At 60.0% G+C, this 17,338-nt stretch carries 17 protein-coding genes, 1 tRNA gene and 2 pseudogenes; 14 read left to right on the forward strand and 6 right to left on the reverse strand.

The window, feature by feature from the left end:
* The first annotated feature begins 76 nt into the window (after nucleotides 1-76).
* The 3 genes from NYQ88_RS09990 to NYQ88_RS10000 all read left to right on the forward strand — a co-directional run bounded on the left by NYQ88_RS09990 (nucleotide 77) and on the right by NYQ88_RS10000 (nucleotide 2,618).
* Entirely contained in the window at nucleotides 77-1,168 is a 1,092-nt protein-coding gene (locus NYQ88_RS09990) for an IS5 family transposase (RefSeq protein ID WP_275654761.1), read from the forward strand.
* A 295-nt stretch (nucleotides 1,169-1,463) separates the two neighbouring features.
* Complete coding sequence (locus NYQ88_RS09995; RefSeq protein ID WP_275654762.1) at nucleotides 1,464-1,832, forward strand: VOC family protein; 369 nt, start codon at nucleotides 1,464-1,466, stop codon at nucleotides 1,830-1,832.
* Between the two features lie 333 nt (nucleotides 1,833-2,165).
* Nucleotides 2,166-2,618, forward strand: a complete 453-nt coding sequence (locus tag NYQ88_RS10000; RefSeq protein ID WP_275654763.1) for a GNAT family N-acetyltransferase — start codon at nucleotides 2,166-2,168, stop codon at nucleotides 2,616-2,618.
* 305 nt (nucleotides 2,619-2,923) lie between these two features.
* Here the strand turns inward: NYQ88_RS10000 and NYQ88_RS10005 are convergent, their stop codons facing one another.
* Nucleotides 2,924-3,097: a hypothetical protein gene (locus NYQ88_RS10005; protein WP_275654764.1), complete on the reverse strand. Its 174-nt coding sequence runs from the start codon at nucleotides 3,095-3,097 to the stop codon at nucleotides 2,924-2,926.
* A gap of 151 nt (nucleotides 3,098-3,248) precedes the next feature.
* On the opposite strand from NYQ88_RS10005, the gene NYQ88_RS10010 reads away from it, so the two are divergent.
* Genes NYQ88_RS10010 through NYQ88_RS10020 form a run of 3 tightly spaced genes read left to right on the forward strand, consistent with a single transcriptional unit; the run spans nucleotide 3,249 to nucleotide 5,544 of the window.
* Nucleotides 3,249-3,842 (forward strand): TetR/AcrR family transcriptional regulator, encoded by a 594-nt coding sequence (locus tag NYQ88_RS10010; RefSeq protein WP_275654765.1) that lies wholly within the window; start codon nucleotides 3,249-3,251, stop codon nucleotides 3,840-3,842.
* Nucleotides 3,839-4,693 (forward strand): CPBP family intramembrane glutamic endopeptidase, encoded by an 855-nt coding sequence (locus NYQ88_RS10015; protein ID WP_275654766.1) that lies wholly within the window; start codon nucleotides 3,839-3,841, stop codon nucleotides 4,691-4,693. The genes NYQ88_RS10010 and NYQ88_RS10015 overlap by 4 nt, the downstream gene beginning before the upstream one ends.
* 23 nt (nucleotides 4,694-4,716) lie before the next feature.
* Nucleotides 4,717-5,544: a CPBP family intramembrane glutamic endopeptidase gene (locus tag NYQ88_RS10020; protein ID WP_275654767.1), complete on the forward strand. Its 828-nt coding sequence runs from the start codon at nucleotides 4,717-4,719 to the stop codon at nucleotides 5,542-5,544.
* Between the two features lie 546 nt (nucleotides 5,545-6,090).
* On the opposite strand, the gene NYQ88_RS10025 is transcribed toward NYQ88_RS10020, so the two are convergent.
* Nucleotides 6,091-7,293 (reverse strand): IS91 family transposase, encoded by a 1,203-nt coding sequence (locus tag NYQ88_RS10025; RefSeq protein ID WP_275654323.1) that lies wholly within the window; start codon nucleotides 7,291-7,293, stop codon nucleotides 6,091-6,093.
* Between the two features lie 4 nt (nucleotides 7,294-7,297).
* On the reverse strand, nucleotides 7,298-8,197 hold the full coding sequence (locus NYQ88_RS10030; RefSeq protein WP_345774633.1) for a site-specific integrase: 900 nt from the start codon (nucleotides 8,195-8,197) through the stop codon (nucleotides 7,298-7,300).
* A 366-nt stretch (nucleotides 8,198-8,563) separates the two neighbouring features.
* On the opposite strand from NYQ88_RS10030, the gene NYQ88_RS20780 reads away from it, so the two are divergent.
* The 6 genes and pseudogenes from NYQ88_RS20780 to NYQ88_RS10055 all read left to right on the forward strand — a co-directional run bounded on the left by NYQ88_RS20780 (nucleotide 8,564) and on the right by NYQ88_RS10055 (nucleotide 13,525).
* Nucleotides 8,564-8,812 (forward strand): hypothetical protein, encoded by a 249-nt coding sequence (locus tag NYQ88_RS20780; protein ID WP_345774626.1) that lies wholly within the window; start codon nucleotides 8,564-8,566, stop codon nucleotides 8,810-8,812.
* Nucleotides 8,813-8,847: 35 nt separating this feature from the next.
* Nucleotides 8,848-9,090 (forward strand): DUF305 domain-containing protein, encoded by a 243-nt coding sequence (locus tag NYQ88_RS20785; RefSeq protein ID WP_345774627.1) that lies wholly within the window; start codon nucleotides 8,848-8,850, stop codon nucleotides 9,088-9,090.
* A gap of 2 nt (nucleotides 9,091-9,092) precedes the next feature.
* Nucleotides 9,093-9,419 (forward strand): DUF421 domain-containing protein, encoded by a 327-nt coding sequence (locus NYQ88_RS10040; protein ID WP_275654768.1) that lies wholly within the window; start codon nucleotides 9,093-9,095, stop codon nucleotides 9,417-9,419.
* Nucleotides 9,420-9,575: 156 nt separating this feature from the next.
* A complete protein-coding gene (locus NYQ88_RS10045; protein WP_275654769.1) occupies nucleotides 9,576-10,043 on the forward strand; it encodes a hypothetical protein in 468 nt (155 codons plus the stop codon).
* 82 nt (nucleotides 10,044-10,125) lie between these two features.
* Complete coding sequence (locus NYQ88_RS10050; protein ID WP_275654770.1) at nucleotides 10,126-12,147, forward strand: BCCT family transporter; 2,022 nt, start codon at nucleotides 10,126-10,128, stop codon at nucleotides 12,145-12,147.
* Nucleotides 12,148-12,755: 608 nt separating this feature from the next.
* Nucleotides 12,756-13,525 (forward strand): annotated as a pseudogene (locus NYQ88_RS10055) (IS5 family transposase).
* Between the two features lie 264 nt (nucleotides 13,526-13,789).
* Here the strand turns inward: NYQ88_RS10055 and NYQ88_RS10060 are convergent.
* The 3 genes from NYQ88_RS10060 to NYQ88_RS10070 form a co-directional block, all read right to left on the reverse strand.
* A complete protein-coding gene (locus NYQ88_RS10060) occupies nucleotides 13,790-14,026 on the reverse strand; it encodes a hypothetical protein (RefSeq protein WP_275654771.1) in 237 nt (78 codons plus the stop codon).
* Between the two features lie 92 nt (nucleotides 14,027-14,118).
* Nucleotides 14,119-14,192, reverse strand: a tRNA-Cys gene (locus tag NYQ88_RS10065).
* A 543-nt stretch (nucleotides 14,193-14,735) separates the two neighbouring features.
* Nucleotides 14,736-14,858 (reverse strand): hypothetical protein, encoded by a 123-nt coding sequence (locus NYQ88_RS10070; RefSeq protein ID WP_275654772.1) that lies wholly within the window; start codon nucleotides 14,856-14,858, stop codon nucleotides 14,736-14,738.
* Between the two features lie 662 nt (nucleotides 14,859-15,520).
* Between NYQ88_RS10070 and NYQ88_RS10075 the strand changes: the two are divergent.
* Nucleotides 15,521-16,290, forward strand: a pseudogene (locus NYQ88_RS10075) (IS5 family transposase).
* Nucleotides 16,291-16,874: 584 nt separating this feature from the next.
* Entirely contained in the window at nucleotides 16,875-17,249 is a 375-nt protein-coding gene (locus NYQ88_RS10080; RefSeq protein ID WP_275654773.1) for a hypothetical protein, read from the forward strand.
* Nucleotides 17,250-17,338 lie beyond the last annotated feature (89 nt).

Here is a 17,338-nt window from a genome sequence, read left to right on the forward strand (position 1 = left end):
CAGGCTGTTGAAAAAGTCGCTCGCGGCTGCGCTTTGATCGTGATTCACTGGGGGCAAGAGATCACGGAGGTGGATCGTGCGCGGCGATGACGAACAAACGGGTGCATTGTTCAGCTACGTCGTTCTTGAAGATCGGGTTCGAGCGGACCATCCGCTGCGCACGATCCGGGGGCTGGTGAACGCGGCGTTGGCAACGCTGGAGCGCGAGCTTTCGGTGCTCTACTCACCGCTGGGTCGACCCTCGATCCCGCCCGAGAAATTGCTGCGGGCAATGTTGCTGCAGGCATTTTACTCGATCCGCTCGGAGAGGCTGCTGATGGAGCGGCTGGAGTACGATCTGCTGTTTCGGTGGTTCGTGGGGATCGGGATCGACGACGCGGTTTGGGATCATTCGGTGTTCTCCAAGAACCGCGACCGGCTGCTCGACGGCGATATCGCGGCCAAATTCCTGGCGGCGGTGCTGGCACAGCCCAAGGTAAAGCAGCTGCTGTCCACCGAGCACTTCTCGGTCGATGGCACGCTAATCGAAGCCTGGGCGTCGATGAAGAGCGTCAAGCCCAAGGATGGCTCGAGTGAGCCACCGGCTAGTGGCGGCGGGCGCAACGCTGAAGCAGACTTCCATGGCCATAAACGCTCAAACGCCACTCATGGCTCGACCACCGATGCGGATGCCCGGCTTTACAAGAAGGGCAAAGGCAAGGAAGCCAAGCTCTGCTTTATGGGACATGGGCTGATGGAGAACCGTAACGGATTGTTGGTGGACGCCTGCCTGACGCACGCCGATGGGCATGCCGAGCGGGTGGCGGCGCTGCACATGATCGAGCCGCACGCCGACCGACCGGTGGCGGTTACGCTGGGCGCCGACAAGGGGTACGATGCCGAGGACTTCGTCAACGAGTTGCGCTCGATGCGGGTCACCCCGCACGTGGCGCGCAACAATAACGGGCGGCGGTCGGCCATCGACGGGCGAACCACACGCCATGGCGGTTATGCGACCAGCCTGCGTATCCGCAAGCGGATCGAGGAATCGTTCGGCTGGATCAAGACCATTGCGGGGCAGCGCAAGACCCGGTTCAGAGGCATTGACCGCGTCGGATGGGCCTTCACCTTCAGCGCCGCTGCCTACAATCTGGTGCGCCTGCCAAAGCTGATGGGGGAGAACACCTGATGACAAACGCCCTGCAAACGCCTTGGTGGGCCCCCGGTGCACCGCTGTCCCAGCTTGCCGGCATGAATGGGCAGTCATTGGCGCCGTCAGCCCCATCGTCGGCCACCGTTGCAACCCTTAAGGCGACGATTTAGCCCTCGTTCGTCTGCACGCAGGACTTCTTCAACAGCCTGCTAGGGCGTCACACATGGTGGATTATTTCGCCGACGCCGTCGCATTGTGGAAGGGCCAATCGTCGTATGAGGGCGGCCATGCTGGGTTAGCGAAATAAAGGTATCAGAAAAGGATCGTTTGAATGAGCAAGCCTATTGAAGTGCAGGGCATTTACGCCGCCGCCATCGTCAAGGATTTTGACGCGGCCATTGCATGGTATTCAGCCTTTATGGGTCGCGAGGCCGACGATACGCCATTCCCCGGAATGGCCCAGTGGCGAAACATGGGCGCAGCCGGCTTGCAGGTATGGCAGGATGAAACACGCGCCGGACAAGCCATCATGACCATTGTGGTTCCTGATCTGGCGAGCGAGAAACAGCGTTTGGCTGATTTTGGACTTCAGGTTGAAAACGAAGCCAGCGGCGATTTTGGCGCTGTCGCTCAACTGTTTGATCCCGAGGGCAATCAGATCAACCTGAGTGAGCCGCCCAAGGGCTTCGTGAACGAATAGATGCGTATCTTCAGGACAGTCTTTTGCGCTTGATAGTGCGAAAGCAACCAGTCCCATTGCGCTCCCCCATGTCGTCGTCGCCCAAGTTCCGGCGGCGATTTTCGCCTTCGGGAAATTGCAAAGGTCCGTCAAACGCCGAAACGAGGCGCTTAGCCTATTGGCAATTGCCGACCCCCTCCTGGCCATTACCGCGATTCTGCAGCGACCTAAAAGTGGCCGAAGACAGAAGGAGATTTATGCGCTGAGGCTTGTGATTTCGACTGCAATTTGCGGCTTCACCTGACACCAACAACGGATGTCAGGCCTTTTTGCATATCTCTTTTTGGAATTCTCATGAAAAACAATGACGTTGTAATCCGGCGCTACGAGCCGGAAGGCGACTTGAAAAAGCTGTCGCGCATCTGGCTCGATGCATCGCTCTTGGCCCATCCTTTCATTGGCGAACAGCGATTGCTGGAACAACGAGCCTTGATCGAAGAGCAGTATCTGCCTAATGCCGAGACTTGGGTGGCGTGCCTTGACGAAGAGCCGAGCGGCTTTATCAGCTTGCTCGATACCTTCATCGGAGGAATCTTCGTTTCTCCTGCCCATCAAGGACGCGGTATCGGTCGTCAGCTTATTTTTCATGCGTTGACGCTTCAGGGCGAACTTGAGCTGGAAGTTTACACCAACAATCGGCAGGCCCTGAACTTCTACACCCGACTCGGCTTTCGAGAGCTGTCACGACGTCCTCGCGATGACGATGGCTACGCTTTCGAAAATGCGCGTCTGCATCTAGTCGGCTAAATATGCGTCGGGTGGCACTTCATGCCATCCGACAGTAATTTTGGACCTTGGCAAACCAAAGCTGCCAATCTTCAATCCACGCAGTTCGGCCAACATTTGTGGCAAAACGGACGGGCGGCTTGTGGGTCTTAGCCAGGGCTCGCTGAACGTCTGTATTGGGGCGCGTTCCTGCCCGGCTGTTTCCGACCCCATTGCGGTCGTTCGTGCAATATTGCACGCTCCGGAAAACGGTCGCTAACACCATCTCACATTGCTGTGCCTCAATCGCTGAACAACTCGTTGGCGCGGGGAGAAAACCAGAGGCGTTATGGAGCATAACGCGCATCGAGATCGGTCACCATCGCGTCCAGCGCCGCCAGATCCAATAACTGCCCGTTGAAAATGACCGCCACTATCTTGGTGGTATGGGCAATATCTTCGAGCGGGTCAGCGAAAGGCAGGACCAGATTGGCGCGCTTGCCAGGCTCGATCGCAACCACGATCGTCAGCGTCGCCGAGCCATTGGCTTGGCTGGCGTTGCTGCTCGGACCATCCGGCAGAAGTGCACTCGTTGATCGAGAAAATCGGACTTGATTGACAAATCAGGCCGCTTGGCCGATTTTTAGTTCAATCGGTCAGATTGGGGCGGCAATGGCTAGTTTTATCGAGCAGGCGCGTCGGCAGCAGATCATCGCGGCGGCAATCTGGGTGCTGGCGCACGAAGGATATGCAAGCGCTTCGCTCGCCCGCATCGCACGGCAGGCGGGGATATCGAAAAGCGTCATCTCCTATCATTTCGCCAACAAGAACGAGATGTTCAAAGCCGTATTCGATCATGTCGTGAACGCGGCTGGAGCCTATATGACCCCGTTCCTCAAGCAGGCGGGAGACCCGGCCTGCCAGATCGCCGCCTATATCCGTCATCATATGGCGTACATGGCCGAACACCGCGATGAGCTATTGGCCATCGGTATGATTGCGATTAACCATACCGACGCAGATTTCCAAGCCACCCTCGCCAGATCGACTGCGGAAGAACGCGAAATCCTCACCTCGCTGATCGAGGCGGGGCAGGCCGCCGGGCAATTGCGGGCCTTCGATGCCAGCATCCTTGCGGCGGTCATTGCCAAGGCAATCGAAAGCGCCCTCGATGAATGGGCGTGGCGCCTCCAACTCGACCTTACAGCCTATGCAGACGAATTGATCGCACTATTTGAGCGCGGCATGCGCAAGGACGAGCCGTGAAGGGCGTGCTCTCCGGCCTAAATTGGCGCCAGGCTGCGTTGCCGCTGGGCGTCGTCACCATTGCAGCATGCCTTGTTTCGCTCGCAACAGGCTCGGATGCGGTTGGCGTGGCCCTTGGCAACGCGCTCCTTGTCGGCGCCGTCATCGTCCCGCTCTGGCTGATCGTCGCGGCTCCAGCAGTCTGGCGCGCAGGCACGAACGGTGTCATCGCTATCCTTGCGGTCGCGCTGCTGTTTCTCGTCAACCTCATTGGCCTCTCGCTGCCGCGTGTCGGCTTCTTTGCCGAACTCGAATGGAACTGGCAGGGCAAAACGCTCGATCTCATCTGGTGCCTGCTTCTCATTGGCCTTTTGAGCCCGCAGCTCCGCCGGGAGATCGGCTGGACCTGGGAAACGCGCCCCGCCACGCTTCCCGTCGCCTTCGTCAATATCGGCATCCTGACGTTCGTCGGTTTCGTCGCATTGGGCAACAATGCCGTGGGTGGAGCCACGCAAGGACTTACCCTTGAGCGCATCCTTTTCGACGCGAGCTATCCCAATCTGGTCGAAGAAATCGTCTTTAGAGGCTTCATGCTGGCCCTGCTCGATCGTGCGTTCGGCACTCCGTGGACGTTTGCGGGCGCGCGGATCGGCTGGGGAATCGTATTGACCGCCTGGCTGTTCGGGCTTGTGCACGGCATATGGCTCGACGCCGAAGGGATGCTCGTCTTCGATCACGTCTATCTCGTCATGACGTTTGTCGCTGGACTGATGTTGGGCTGGATTCGGGCGCTGACCGGGAGCCTCTGGCCCGCCTATCTGGCACACGCCGCGCCCGAAGTCGGGATACTGCTGGCGCTCTCCCTGAAGTGACCCTGGCGCAAAGGAAAAATGCCATGTCGAAAATCGCATCTCCCTATCTCAGGATCGGTCTTGTTTGGCTGGCCATGATGGTCATCTGGCTGCTGCTCCCAATCCTGCGCGATCGTTTTTGGGGCACGGCCCCCGGCGACTACAGCCTTGGCGGGCACATCATGAGCGCGCTCTTGGCAACGGCTCTTGCCGTCCCGGTTGTGGTTGCGGCCCGCCGGGTGATCGATCGGCGGTCGGTTGAAAGCCTGGGGCTCGATATGTCGCCCATCGCCATCCGGTTCTTCGCAATAGGTGCGCTGGCCTTCCTGTTGCCCGCCGCGCTCGGCTTCGCCGTGGTGCTGGGGTTGGGGTGGGCCGAACTCGTTCCCCTCGTTCCCATCAACGAGATCGTGCTTTTCGTGCCGCTGCTGATTGTCCTGGTGTTCCTGTTCGAGGCGCTCCCCGAAGAACTCGCTTTCCGGGGCTACATTCAGGGCAATCTCGTCCCCCCGCTCGGCTATTGGGGCGCCATATTCGCCCAGGCGGCGCTGTTCGCGCTATGGGGTGCCGCGCTTTGGACGATCACCACCGGCACTCTGGCATTTGATCGTCTCGTGTTGTTCTTTTTCGTGGCCCTGGTTCTGGGCATCGTGCGCGGTGTGACCGGATCGGTCTGGACGTCCATCGGCCTACACGTTGCGTTCCAGACGACGGCCCAGCTCGTGCTGAATTCCGGACGCGGGCATTTCGCTGCCCAGGGGATCGAGATGCTGCAATTGATCGCGCTCGGGGTCGTCCCGTTCTCGCTTGCGGCTTTATTGACCGAGGTGATGAAGGGGCGAACCAAACGCTCGGCGGTCGATGAGCGGTGACCACGGTGCTACGCGGGACATATCTCGTGCGTGGTGGACACAACAGATCAACAGACCGAGCGCTCATGAGCGACTTCGCCAGAAACAGTCGTTTTCTGCCCTCCTGTTGGATCACTTGTCGGTTTGCTTGGGCCGCTCTTCCAGATCCATCGCCTAGAAGCGGATAGGCAGGTAACCACCCCCTTTTTGACACTTGAGACGCCCTGACCGGACCGACCGCTTTCAGGCACTCGAAAGGGCAGCCGGAACCGCAGAAATGGTGAAGGGTTTGGGATGCCGTTTGGCGTCGCAAAGCCACCCCATGCAGGAACCCGCGGTCCGCACACGCTGCGCTATGGGGTTTTCGGATTTGGCCCGGTCAAGTGCCGGCCGCAAACTGCGGCATATGGCGTGGCGAGTTTGCCAGGTGGACGTCGTCCGGGCAGCATTTGAGGCTCAGCGACGACGGAGTTGATGAGATTGGCGTGCAGGACGATGGTCGCTGGAGCGCCTGGCACGAACCATCCTGTCGGCCCGCGACGTGGCGGGACCGATTGATCGAGCGGATCATGCCGGGTCATGAAGGGTCTCCCGGACTGGTTGTCTCGCGGTCGGCGGGGCCCGCGGCTGGCACCATGCAGCGAAGGTCTCGATGATCACCATGGTGCCGCCGCAGCAGGGGCAAGGCGGGCGCGGGTCTGGGGCGGTCTCGGGGGCCGGCGGTTCGTCCGACGCCGGCGCCACCCCCAGCATGTCGCGGACCTGAGCGAGGCAGTCTTTGCGGGCGGAGCCGGCGAGCAGGCCGTAGTGCCGGATGCGGTGGAAGCCGCGCGGCAGGACGTGGATCAGGAAGCGGCGGATGAACTCGTCGGCGGCAAGGGTCATGACCCGCTGCCTTTCGGCGCCGGAGCAGCGATAGTTCTTGTAGCGGAAGGTGACCTCATTGCCGTCGAAGGCGATGAGGCGGCTGTTCGAGATGGCGACCCGGTGGGTGTAGCGCGAGAGATAGGCGAGCACCGCCTCAGGCCCGGCAAAGGGCGCTTTGGCATAGACCACCCAGCGTTTTCTTCGGACCGGTGCGAGGTGACGGATGAAGGCCCGACGGTCTCGGAGCCCTGCCATCTGTCCGAAGAAGTCGAGCTTTCCGGCACCATGGAGTTCGAGCAGCCGGGTGAGGAACAATCTTCGGAACAGCGCACCCAGAACCCTGACCGGCAGCAGAAAGGCTGGTCGCGATGAGATCCACCGACCATCCGGTGCGATCCCACCACCGGGCACGATCATGTGGATATGGGGATGGTGGGTCATGGCCGAGCCCCAGGTGTGGAGCACGGCGGTGATGCCGATGCGGGCGCCCAGGTGTTTTGGATCTGCCGCGATGGTGAGCATCGTCTCGGACGCTGCCTTGAACAGCAGGTCGTAGACCAGAGCCTTGTTGTGGAAGGCAATGTCGGCGATCTCGGTTGGGAGCGTGAAGACGAGGTGGAAGTAGCCCACCGGCAGGAGATTGGCCTGCTGGGCTTGGAGCCAGGCGCGTGCCGCTGCGCCCTGGCACCGGGGACAATGCCGGTTGCGACAGGAGTTGTAGGCGATCCGCCGATGTCCGCAGTCGGAACAGGCTTCGACGTGACCGCCCAGAGCCGCGGTGCGGCAGGTCTCGATCGCCGACATGACCTTGAGTTGAGTAAGGCTCAGATGCCCGGCATGGGCCGCGCGATAGGCAGGGCCGGCGGCACGGAAGATATCGGCGACCTCAATGGTGGCGCGCACTGGCTCAGGCGGGTGGAGGCTTGTCCTCCATCAGGGCCATCAGACGGTCCAAAGGACTGGCGACCGCCTGGATCGTGCGGGTCGAGACCTTGGTGTAAAGTGCGGTCGTCTCGAGCTTGGAATGCCCGAGCAGCACCTGGATGACCCGGATATCGACATCCTGCTCAAGCAGATGGGTGGCAAAGCTGTGCCGCAAGGTATGCGGGCTGACCCGCTTGCGGATGCCGGCGACCTCGGCCGCCTCCTGCACCGCGCGATGCAATTGCCGCGACGAGATCGGATCGGTTGGGGAGCGACCCGGAAACAACCAGCCATGGGGCAGCATCACGCCCCGTTGCTTACCCTCGCGCCACCACAGGCGCAGCAGCTCCAGCAGCTGGGGCGAGAGCATGGCGTTGCGATCCTTGCGCCCTTTGCCCTGTTCGATCCGGATCAGCATGCGGGCGCTGTCGATGTCGTCGACCTTGAGATGGGCCACTTCGGAGACGCGCAGCCCGGCGCCATAGGCGACCCCGAGTGCGGCTTTATACTTGATGCCTGGCGCCGCCTCGAGCAGCCGGGCCGCTTCCTGGATGCTGAGCACATCAGGCAGCTGGCGCTGATACCGGGTGATCACCAGGGCCCGCGACAGCTCCCGCCGCTTCAGCGTCACATCGAACAGGAAGCGCAGCGCCGAGACCGCGCCATTGATCGTCGAGGGGCTGACGCCGTTCTCATGCTGGTGGAGCTGGTAACGGCGGATATCATCGGGCGTGGCCGCGTCAGGGCTCTTCCCCAGAAAGGCGGCAAAGCGCCGGACGTGACGCACATAATCGTGCCGGGTGTGGACGCCCAGGCCGCGCATCAGCATGTCCTGCTGCATGCGTTGCCGGAGCGGCGTAGTGGGAGCATCGGTCGATGACATAACCATAGGAAGTTCCTCTCGTTGAAAGAAACTCCATGGTCCGACTGCGACCTCAGCCGCTCAAAGACCTAAAACGATGACGCTGAACCACCCGCGCGCACCCCTCCCGCGAAGCGGGTTAGTGCATGGGGCGCAAAGCTGCAGGGCAGGGGGCGCACCGTCACGGCCGCTACCGACCCCAAAGCGGTCAACCAGGGTAGGTTGAATCAAAGCCGAAAGCAGCCGCTCGTCGTCTAGTCGACCGAGGGGAAACGCGTCCCTGCGTGAATTGTTCGAGGCATCGGTGAAGTGGCGCAAGCCAACCCATAGGTCAAAAAACTGAACCTTCCTCGCCATCGATCGTTGGGTCGCGGCAGGGAGGCCACCATGAGTTATGTCCGCTTCGGCACGATGGTCGCGACTTCAACCGTCATCATGTTCGGCCTGATGTACCTGAACACCTACGCTTTTGAGCACGTGATGTTCAGCCAAATCCGTATGTGGATGGCATTGCTGATGGGCGCCACGATGGCATTCATCATGCTGCTGTTGATGTGGCGGATGTACAAAATACGGCAGCGAACATTTCGGTCCTTGTTGGCGCTGCTGTCGTGCCTGCCACATCGCTATGGCTAGTGCGAAGCCAAGAAACGGTAGGCGACGTGGCCTACATGCGGGCAATGATCCCGCATCACTCAATTGCTGTCCAGACCAGCACACAGGCCAACATCCGCGATCCGCGGGTGCGAGAGCTGGCCGACGGCATTATCGAAGCGCAGGTCCGCGAGATCTCGCAGATGAAGCGGTTGATTGCCGAGCTCGAGCGAAACTCGGGACCCGCTACTGCACCCGACCTGCCGCCGCTGCGACCGGAAGCGGTTGCCCTCGAGGACCGATCGACACCAGGAGAATAGCTATGGATTGGCAGAGCATGCTGTTTCAGAATTGGTCGGGTATCTTCCGCACAATCCTTGTGGGCATTCTTGCTTACGTCACTCTGGTCCTGTTCTTGCGGATTTCGGGCAAGCGCACACTGGCCAAGCTCAATGCCTTCGACCTGGTCATCACCGTGGCGCTCGGCTCCACCCTGTCAGCTATCCTGCTGCAGGAGTCGATCGCTCTGGCAGAGGGGGCCGTGGCCTTGGGCCTGCTTTTACTCATGCAGTCTCTCGTTACCTTCGTCTCTGTGCGCTCTCCAGCTTTGCCAAGCCGTTCGATCAGAGCCAGCGCTATTGGCGCATGATGGCTAATTCTGTGATGAAGCCATGAACGAGAGCGTGTTACGCGAGGAGAAGCGCTGTGCAGGTCGATCTTCCGGAGCGCGCGACATCGAAAGTGTCCAATACCTGGTGCTCGAAAGTGACGGCACGATCAGTGCTGCCATTCGGCAAGGCAAGCAATGACGCAGCTTGAACCGACCGGCGAACTTGACCATGTCCGCGGCGAGATACGGGCTGAGATCAGCCTGCTCAACAGTCGCCTTAACGCCCTCATCTCGTCCCAGTCGTTCCTGGTGATCGCCTATGGCTCATCGCTCAGTGCTGGATACGACAATTGGAACGGCCTGTTCACGATAACTCTGCCGCCGTTTTTTGCGGTGCTAGGCATCGTCCTGGTGCTGGAGGCCCGGCCGGGGATTGCTGCGGCGCAAGAAGCGATCAGCCATTGGCGCGGCCGCGAAAACCAGTTGATCGACAGACAACCTGAGCTTCTGCGCTTTACTCTCGCGACCGATGAGCAAAGCCGTAAACGAATGGAACTGCGCCAGCACGCTGGCAGCGTGTTCTCTAGCCGAGCCCCGAAGATTTTCATCAGCGCCTGGATTGTGTTCTTCTTGCTGCCCTTCGCCTTGCGCATCTGGGGATAGAATGACTGATTGTTCCTGACAGGGAACCACACGCGACTTTGTAGGCTTTCCTCCGGGCGCCCCGAACAAATGCGAAGGCCACATGCTCAAGCCGTTTATCATTAACAAGCCGGTCTTCTTCGGAGCACTCTTGATCATTGGCGCCTTCGTGGCGATTGGCGTCCTGCTGCCCAATCAGGCCGGTGACATCTTCGGCGCCATTCAGTCCAGCATCCTGCAATGGTTCGGCTGGTTCTACCTTCTCGCTGTTGGGATCTTCCTGGTTACGGTCCTTCTCCTGTGTTTTGGGCGATATGGGCGTCTGAAGCTCGGCCCGGACGATGCGACGCCCGATTTCAAGTTCACCTCCTGGATTGCCATGCTCTTTGCCGCGGGCATGGGCATTGGATTGATGTTCTACGCCGTCGGGGAACCCATAACACACTTCATGGTGCCACCGACCGCTGAGCCGCGATCGGTTGCCGCCATGCGCGAGGCGATGACAGTCACCTTCTTCCACTGGGGCATCCACGCCTGGGCAATTTATGCGGTGGTCGGATTATCGCTCGCCTATTTCGGATACCGCTACAATCTGCCGCTTACCATCCGCTCTGGCCTCTATCCTCTGCTCAAAGAGCGGATCAACGGCCCCATCGGACACGCCGTTGATATTTTTGCCATCGTCGGGACCATGTTCGGCATAGCGACCTCCCTTGGCGTAGGGGTCTCGCAAATCAACGCCGGGCTCTCGTATCTCCTTGGAGTTCCCGTCGGTCCTGTTGTCCAGTTGCCCCTGATCGCCATCGTCACCGCTATGGCGACTGTATCGGTAGCTACAGGTCTTGATCGCGGTGTTCGAATCCTTTCCGAGACCAACCTCGTTGTGGCGATCCTACTCATGCTGTTCGTGCTGATCGTCGGGCCGACGGCACAACTTTTTCGCGATCTCGTCCAGAACCTGGGGCTTTATCTCGACACGCTGGTGCTACGCACCTTCAACATCTATGCCTATCAACCGACACCCTGGATCGACGCCTGGACGCTTTTCTACTGGGCGTGGTGGATTTCCTGGTCACCCTTCGTGGGCATGTTCATTGCCCGCATCTCGCGTGGCCGCACCGTTCGTGAGTTCGTCACCGCCGTTCTCTTCATCCCCGCAGGCTTCACGTTCATCTGGATGACAGTGTTCGGCAACACGGCCATGTTCATCGATACCGGAATTGCGGCCGGAGAGGTGGGACAGGCCGTTGCCGCGGACGTGGCAACGGGCCTCTTTCAGTTTTTCCAGTACCTGCCGTTCTCGGGCATCACATCAACGCTCGCCATTCTTCTGGTCGCGATTTTTTTCATCACCTCATCAGATTCCGGTTCACTGGTGGTCGATTCCATCGCGGCAGGCGGGGTGACGGAAACCACAACAGTCCAGCGTGTGTTCTGGTGCGTGATGGAAGGTGTCGTCGCTTCTGCGCTGCTCCTGGCTGGTGGCCTTGGCGCCCTTCAGTCGGCGACCATTGCGAGTGCTCTGCCCTTTACGTTCGTTATGTTGGGGCTGGTCTGGTCGCTCTATCTGGGAATGCGAGCAGACCTGGCACAGCAATATTCCCAAGGAGCTTCTCCCGTTGGAACAATTGCCGCTGCGCACCCTGCCGCAGGGCTCACTTGGCAGCGTCGCCTGGCTTTGATGCTGAATGCACCCGACCGGCGCGACGTAGAACGTTTCCTGGCTGTCGATGCTGAGCCTGCTCTGGAACAGGTGGCTCGAGAATTGACCAACCGTGGGCGACCGGCAAGCGTAGAAGCCATCGATGGCTCCAATTTAGCCCTGCGATCACCTGCTGAAGGGGTACGCGACTTCGTCTATGGCGTCGCGGTGGCGTCAATCCCTGTTGCCAACTTCGCTCTGGCAGCAGGGGAACCAGAACGACGATTTGAAGCGCGCACCTACTTTTCGAGCGGTGGCAGCGGTTATGACGTCATGGGCCTTAATCGCGAGCAGCTCATCGCGGATGTCCTGGCGCAGTTCGAACGTTACCTCCAACTGACCCACTCACCCGCCTCGCAGCTGTTACAGGCTGCACCGGAACATGAGCCAGAAGCCTCCAATGACGCTTCTGCAGGATCCTGAGGCTCTGGGGCCTCGGTACGGCTCTTGACGTTCCGTTTCCTTCGAAGCGGCCCGTCGCGCATGCTGCGGCCTCAGTATGTCTATCGCCCAATAACGCTCGTTCGTGTACTGCAACGATCATCGGCTTGCCGAGGCCCTTGGACATGTACGGAGAAGTGCAGCAATCTGTGCGATGTGGACATCGTCCATCGACTGCAGCGGATCGTCCAGAACGAGCCATGGAAGCTGTGCCGGCACCGACAGGTAAAGTCCTGAGAACAGCGTGAGCGCTGCGGTATTCAGATTGCCCTGGCTGAGCACAGCCCCGGGCATGCTGGCTGCACGTCCCGAGCGATGCAACGATTCGAGGACCACCTCGACCTTTCTGGAGTATCCTGGGGCAAGCGGAACTGCGGCACGAATTGCTCGGCTGGGGCCAGCCTTACGAACAGGTCGCGCCAGACCTTGTTTGGCGACCCACTGAATACTCCGCGGACGATCTTCGGGCGTACTGTGGTGGCAGCGTAAGTAACGGCGCCTTAGGCGGTGTGGACGAAGTGGATTCCCAAATCAGCTAATCGCTGATTCAACGCTGTTCTTTGCGGAGAGCAGCGTTGGTTCGGGGTTTGATGTCAGATGCAGAGTGGGCCTTCTTCGAACCGTTCGTGGTGGAGAAGGGTCCGAGACGAGGTCGGCGGCCGCGTGATCATCGGCTGGTGCTGGATGGGGTGTTCTGGATAGCCCGCACGGGAACCGCCTGGCGGGATCTGCACAGCCATTTTGGCCCATGGAACTCAGTCTATCGCCAGTTCCGGCGTTGGACGCAGGCGGGGATCTGGGATGTGATGCTGGAGGCCTTGAACGAGACGGGAGCGGGTAACGATAGCGTTCAGATGATCGACTCTACCATCATCCGCGCCCATCAGCACGCCGCCGGCGCGCTAAAAAAGGGGATGCGGACCAAAGTCTTGGCCGCTCTCGTGGTGGTTTCTCGACCAAGATCCACCTCCGCAGCAACGCTCTCGGCCTCCCTGTCGCGGTCACGCTGAGCGGCGGACAGGTCTCCGACGTGAAAGGCTACGTGCCGATCATGGACCAGCCCGGTCCGAGACCCTGCGTGCTGCTCGCCGACAAGGGATACGACGCCGACTTCATCCTGGCTGACCTGGAGGCCCGCGGCGTGGCCGCTGTCATTCCGGCCAAACGAAACCGCAAGGTTCAGTCCGTTATCGACGGCCATATCTATGCCTTGAGAAACCTCGTCGAGCGATGCTTCTCAAAGCTCAAGCACAGCCGCCGCTTAGCCACGCGATACGACAAAACCGCCGATAGCTTCCTCGGCTTCGTTCTCGTCGCGTCGATCCGGTTGTGGGTCAGACACTTTGTCCACACAACCTAGCCTATCGCGTACCATACCGATATCGGTAGTTGTCGCTCTGATTTCCTCTAGGCGTCCGGAAATGACTTCTTGTGGCGAAGCTGTTTGGCGCCGAGCCGAACATTCAGGCGCGGCATGAACTCAAGCGCGGCGGGGGCCTAATCCCGGCTATCTCGATCTAAGCCTGTGCCCCGCTCCGGCGGGTTTTTCTTTGCCCCTGAACTGAACCACCCACATCACAGGAGGCCTCTATGGCCAAGACCCACGCTGAGCGGGGGGATGCGCTCACTCATGCGGCAGCCGAGGCTTTGTCACCAGATAGCCATCAGTGCTGATCGCCACTTCAACCTCGCCCCGCTCCATCCCGATAATCCTGTCGTCTGCCTCTGTCGTCGCCAAGTATCGCCACTCGATGTTCTGAAGGTGCTTCGGGATCTTTGCATCGGGGCCAACCGGCAGGACCAGCATCGTACTTGGCTGACCGTCCTGTATTACTTCTGAGACGAAGACGTTCACCTGCATCTGTAGCTCCTGCGTGCTGATGGATTGAGCCACAGCAGGACACCTTAAGCAATAACCACATGATAGGCGGCTGTTGGCCGATGGGGCCGGAATGGAGGGGCAGCCAGGACTTGAACCTGGATGCCGGGAGTTGCAATCCCGTGCGTATTCGTTCCGCCACCGCCCCTTGAGGCGACAATGACAGTTTCAAATGCCGCACAGCAAGCTTTGCTAGATGCGTTGGTTAAAATGCGATTGGGGGAAATGTCCAACCATCAGAGGTGGGGGCGAGCCCTCGCATAGAGCCTGATCATATTGGTTGTGTCGCCATCGGGCCAATAGACGCGACAGGCCAAGTTTCGCGGGGCCCCTGATCTCGTGAGCTCGGTTTTAAGAGCGTCTTCTGCGGCGCGCTCAGGCGTACGTGCCTCCATCAAAAACTCGAGGGGCGGCTCTGTTCTCAGATCTACAATCCTGAATTGTGGCACTGCCTGACCTTTTTGGTGCCTGGAGTCCCGCTAATCCCCGATCCGGGGTTCCGTTCCCTACAACTTTGGGCGGTCATTTCTCACATCGATAGGAGGCCGATATGGCCAAACCCAACGCGGAAGCTGTCTTCCGCACCAAAGCGCCTGGTATCATGGCGCAGCTCATCCGTGACTTCGCGATCACGCCGACGGACGCCGCGGCTATGTCCGACTCCCTCGTGGATCGACGGCGATGCTTCCACCTACTTGATACAGGCGAGGCGCTGCTCCTTGGCAATGCGGTTCTGCTCCCCACCCGTATCAAGCTGGACCAACCCCATGGGAAGCCCGACAGTGCCACCCGATTTCTGGAAGGAATGGGGCACGTTACAGCCCGACGACGCTCTCCTCGAGGCCCAGGTTGAGAGTCTGAGAAGCCAGGCGAGATCCAGCTAACCGAACAGTCTGATGCCAACGGCGATATCTGCTTTCAGGATGCTGAAAACTGGTCTCAAACGTCGGAAACGGGACGCATCATTGCCTGACCGCACGCGACCTCAATGGGGCATCCAGGGTCAGGTCGATCAAAGCCGAAAGCGCCGCTCGTCTTCGCACCGACCGATACGTCTCGCGTCCCCGCTTGAGATATTCGAGGCATTATCGGTGGAGTGGCCCAAAGTAACACATAGGGCCTTCAGGCGCCCGTTCGACGGTCGGTACGGAGTATTCCGACGATTTACTAGGTCCCTCCGTGCCGGAAAATCGTCGCTGCAGCAGGGTTCTAGATTTCTGCTACCTACTCCCCTGAGTCCGGGACACGTCCTGAAGGAGTAACGGGGGTGCTGGCTGGATTAGGGCGGACATGTCCTTCCCGAGCGATTACTCGCGTGATGGATGGTGTGGCGTCCAGTGATGGTTGTAGTGCTCCTCACGGGCCGCCAGACGACGTGTCAAGACCTGGGCGGCCCCTCTAGGTCACATACCCATTAACGGGATTCCCAAAGTGCTGCTGTTGTGATTCCTTCCCTTTGGTGGACAGGAGGTGATGATGGCGCGTTTTGATCTTACGGATTTTGAGTGGTCTGTGATCCAGCCGCTGCTTCCGACGAAGGTGCGCGGCGTTCCGCGCGCCGATGACCGGCGTGTTCTGAACGGCATCTTCTGGCGGCTTCGCACGGGCGCGCCCTGGGCCGACATCCCGACGCGGTATGGCCCGCACACGACCTGCGTGAACCGCTTCAACCGGTGGCGCAGGGCCGGCCACTGGGCGCGCATTCTTGACGCTGTATCAGCCGCTTACAATGGCGACGTGCAGATGATCGACTCGTCCTCGATCCGGGTTCACCAGCACGCCGCCAACGGTCAAAAAAAGACGAGCGATCCCGTTGCATGGGTCGTTCGCGCGGCGGCCTGACCACCAAGATCCATGCGCTGGTCGATGCCCAGGGGCGGCCGATCCAGCTCAAACTGACCGAAGGCCAGGCCCATGATGGGCGATCAGCAGCGGACATGTTTGCCACCCTGTCCGCTGGAAATATCCTGCTCGCAGACCGAGCCTACGACAGTGATGCCCTGCGCAGCACCATGGCCGAGCGCGGTGCATGGGCCAATATCCGCGCCATGCCCAACCGCGTGCAAACCTTCCCATTCAGCCACTGGGTCTATCGCCAGCGCAACGCTGTCGAACGTTACTTCAACAAACTCAAACACTTCAGGGCAATCGCAACCCGATACGACAAGCGAGACGACAATTTCCTGGCATCAGTCCAACTCGCTTCAATCCGTATCTGGTTGCGAAGTTATGAGTCGGTCACCTAGGGTGGCAGCGAAAACGACGCACAAGGATATCCAGAGCGACAGCTAGGACGCGCTTGTAAGTCACGATGCGCTCGTCCGCCATCGTGACGGAATTCTGTACGACGGGAGCCGTGGTCAGCAGAAAAGCCATTGCCTCGACAAGCGCGGAATCGGCTTGATGAGTTTCTGGAATTCCGGCTGCCTTTCTGGCAGCGCGCTCGGATGCTTTACGTGAACGCTCCTTCGATCTCTTCTCTGCCTTGGCTGTTGCTGTGTGTATCCGTGTCATGCCTCTGGCATGCCCGCATCGCTGGCAAGACACAATGACCCCGGACGCACTACCATAGCCCTGGCGCACTACGAGACGGCGATCCGGCTCCCCGGAACATAACCGCGATCACGGTCCAGCAGTCCTTCTTCGCCCACCATCTCGGGCGGATACACAAGGACCGGCTCGAGGCATCCATCGGCAGGCTGCTGGGGACGGACGTATGGGATGGCGAGCGGTGGATCCCGGTGCTTACCGACTGCTACGCCTAGCCTGGCACTCCTGTTCGGCAAAATGTACCGTTGGTGACGATTGGATCTTCGACGTGGGCCCGGACATGGCGTCGGTCCTGGGCCGCGACTTCTTCAACCAGCCGCGTCCGTTCGCCTTCCGTGTCGAGAGTGCTCCGCTCCAGCAGCTGGAGAGCCGCCATGCGGTTATTCTGGCTTGCCGATATCGAGCGTGGATGTCGACCCAGAAGGAGCTGCCGACGGGTGCGCTGGGCGTCGACGTATTTCCATCAGGCCAAGGTATTCGCATTGATGTTGCCGGCGACGATCTCGGACCGGTGGTCTTTGGCTACGACGGCAAGCTGCCGCCTTCGATCGTGCACAGGCTTTTCGTCACGGAAGGTCAGCGCCCACCTGTTCACATCGAGCTGCGTCGTACCGGTCTGGACATGCTCGTAACGCCGGAGCGCGCAAGGGCCTGAGCTATGAAGTCACCGTCGGAGACCTTGTCCGCCACACCGCGACGGAGAAGTCCATGTCGGCTCTGAACGACGCCTTGCTCATGAACAAA

Source organism: Devosia sp. SD17-2 (genome assembly GCF_029201565.1).
Taxonomy (GTDB): domain Bacteria; phylum Pseudomonadota; class Alphaproteobacteria; order Rhizobiales; family Devosiaceae; genus Devosia.

What these genes read in the sequence shown, in the direction of transcription:
- NYQ88_RS09995 (WP_275654762.1), top strand. Translation starts at nt 1,464, where the DNA reads ATGAGCAAGCCTATTGAAGTGCAGGGCATTTACGCCGCCGCCATCGTC.
- NYQ88_RS10000 (WP_275654763.1), top strand. Translation starts at nt 2,166, where the DNA reads ATGAAAAACAATGACGTTGTAATCCGGCGCTACGAGCCGGAAGGCGAC.
- NYQ88_RS10010 (WP_275654765.1), top strand. Translation starts at nt 3,249, where the DNA reads ATGGCTAGTTTTATCGAGCAGGCGCGTCGGCAGCAGATCATCGCGGCG.
- NYQ88_RS10020 (WP_275654767.1), top strand. Translation starts at nt 4,717, where the DNA reads ATGTCGAAAATCGCATCTCCCTATCTCAGGATCGGTCTTGTTTGGCTG.
- NYQ88_RS10030 (WP_345774633.1), bottom strand. Translation starts at nt 8,197, where the DNA reads ATGTCATCGACCGATGCTCCCACTACGCCGCTCCGGCAACGCATGCAG.
- NYQ88_RS20780 (WP_345774626.1), top strand. Translation starts at nt 8,564, where the DNA reads ATGAGTTATGTCCGCTTCGGCACGATGGTCGCGACTTCAACCGTCATC.
- NYQ88_RS20785 (WP_345774627.1), top strand. Translation starts at nt 8,848, where the DNA reads ATGCGGGCAATGATCCCGCATCACTCAATTGCTGTCCAGACCAGCACA.
- NYQ88_RS10040 (WP_275654768.1), top strand. Translation starts at nt 9,093, where the DNA reads ATGGATTGGCAGAGCATGCTGTTTCAGAATTGGTCGGGTATCTTCCGC.
- NYQ88_RS10045 (WP_275654769.1), top strand. Translation starts at nt 9,576, where the DNA reads ATGACGCAGCTTGAACCGACCGGCGAACTTGACCATGTCCGCGGCGAG.
- NYQ88_RS10050 (WP_275654770.1), top strand. Translation starts at nt 10,126, where the DNA reads ATGCTCAAGCCGTTTATCATTAACAAGCCGGTCTTCTTCGGAGCACTC.
- NYQ88_RS10060 (WP_275654771.1), bottom strand. Translation starts at nt 14,026, where the DNA reads ATGCAGGTGAACGTCTTCGTCTCAGAAGTAATACAGGACGGTCAGCCA.
- NYQ88_RS10080 (WP_275654773.1), top strand. Translation starts at nt 16,875, where the DNA reads ATGGCGTCGGTCCTGGGCCGCGACTTCTTCAACCAGCCGCGTCCGTTC.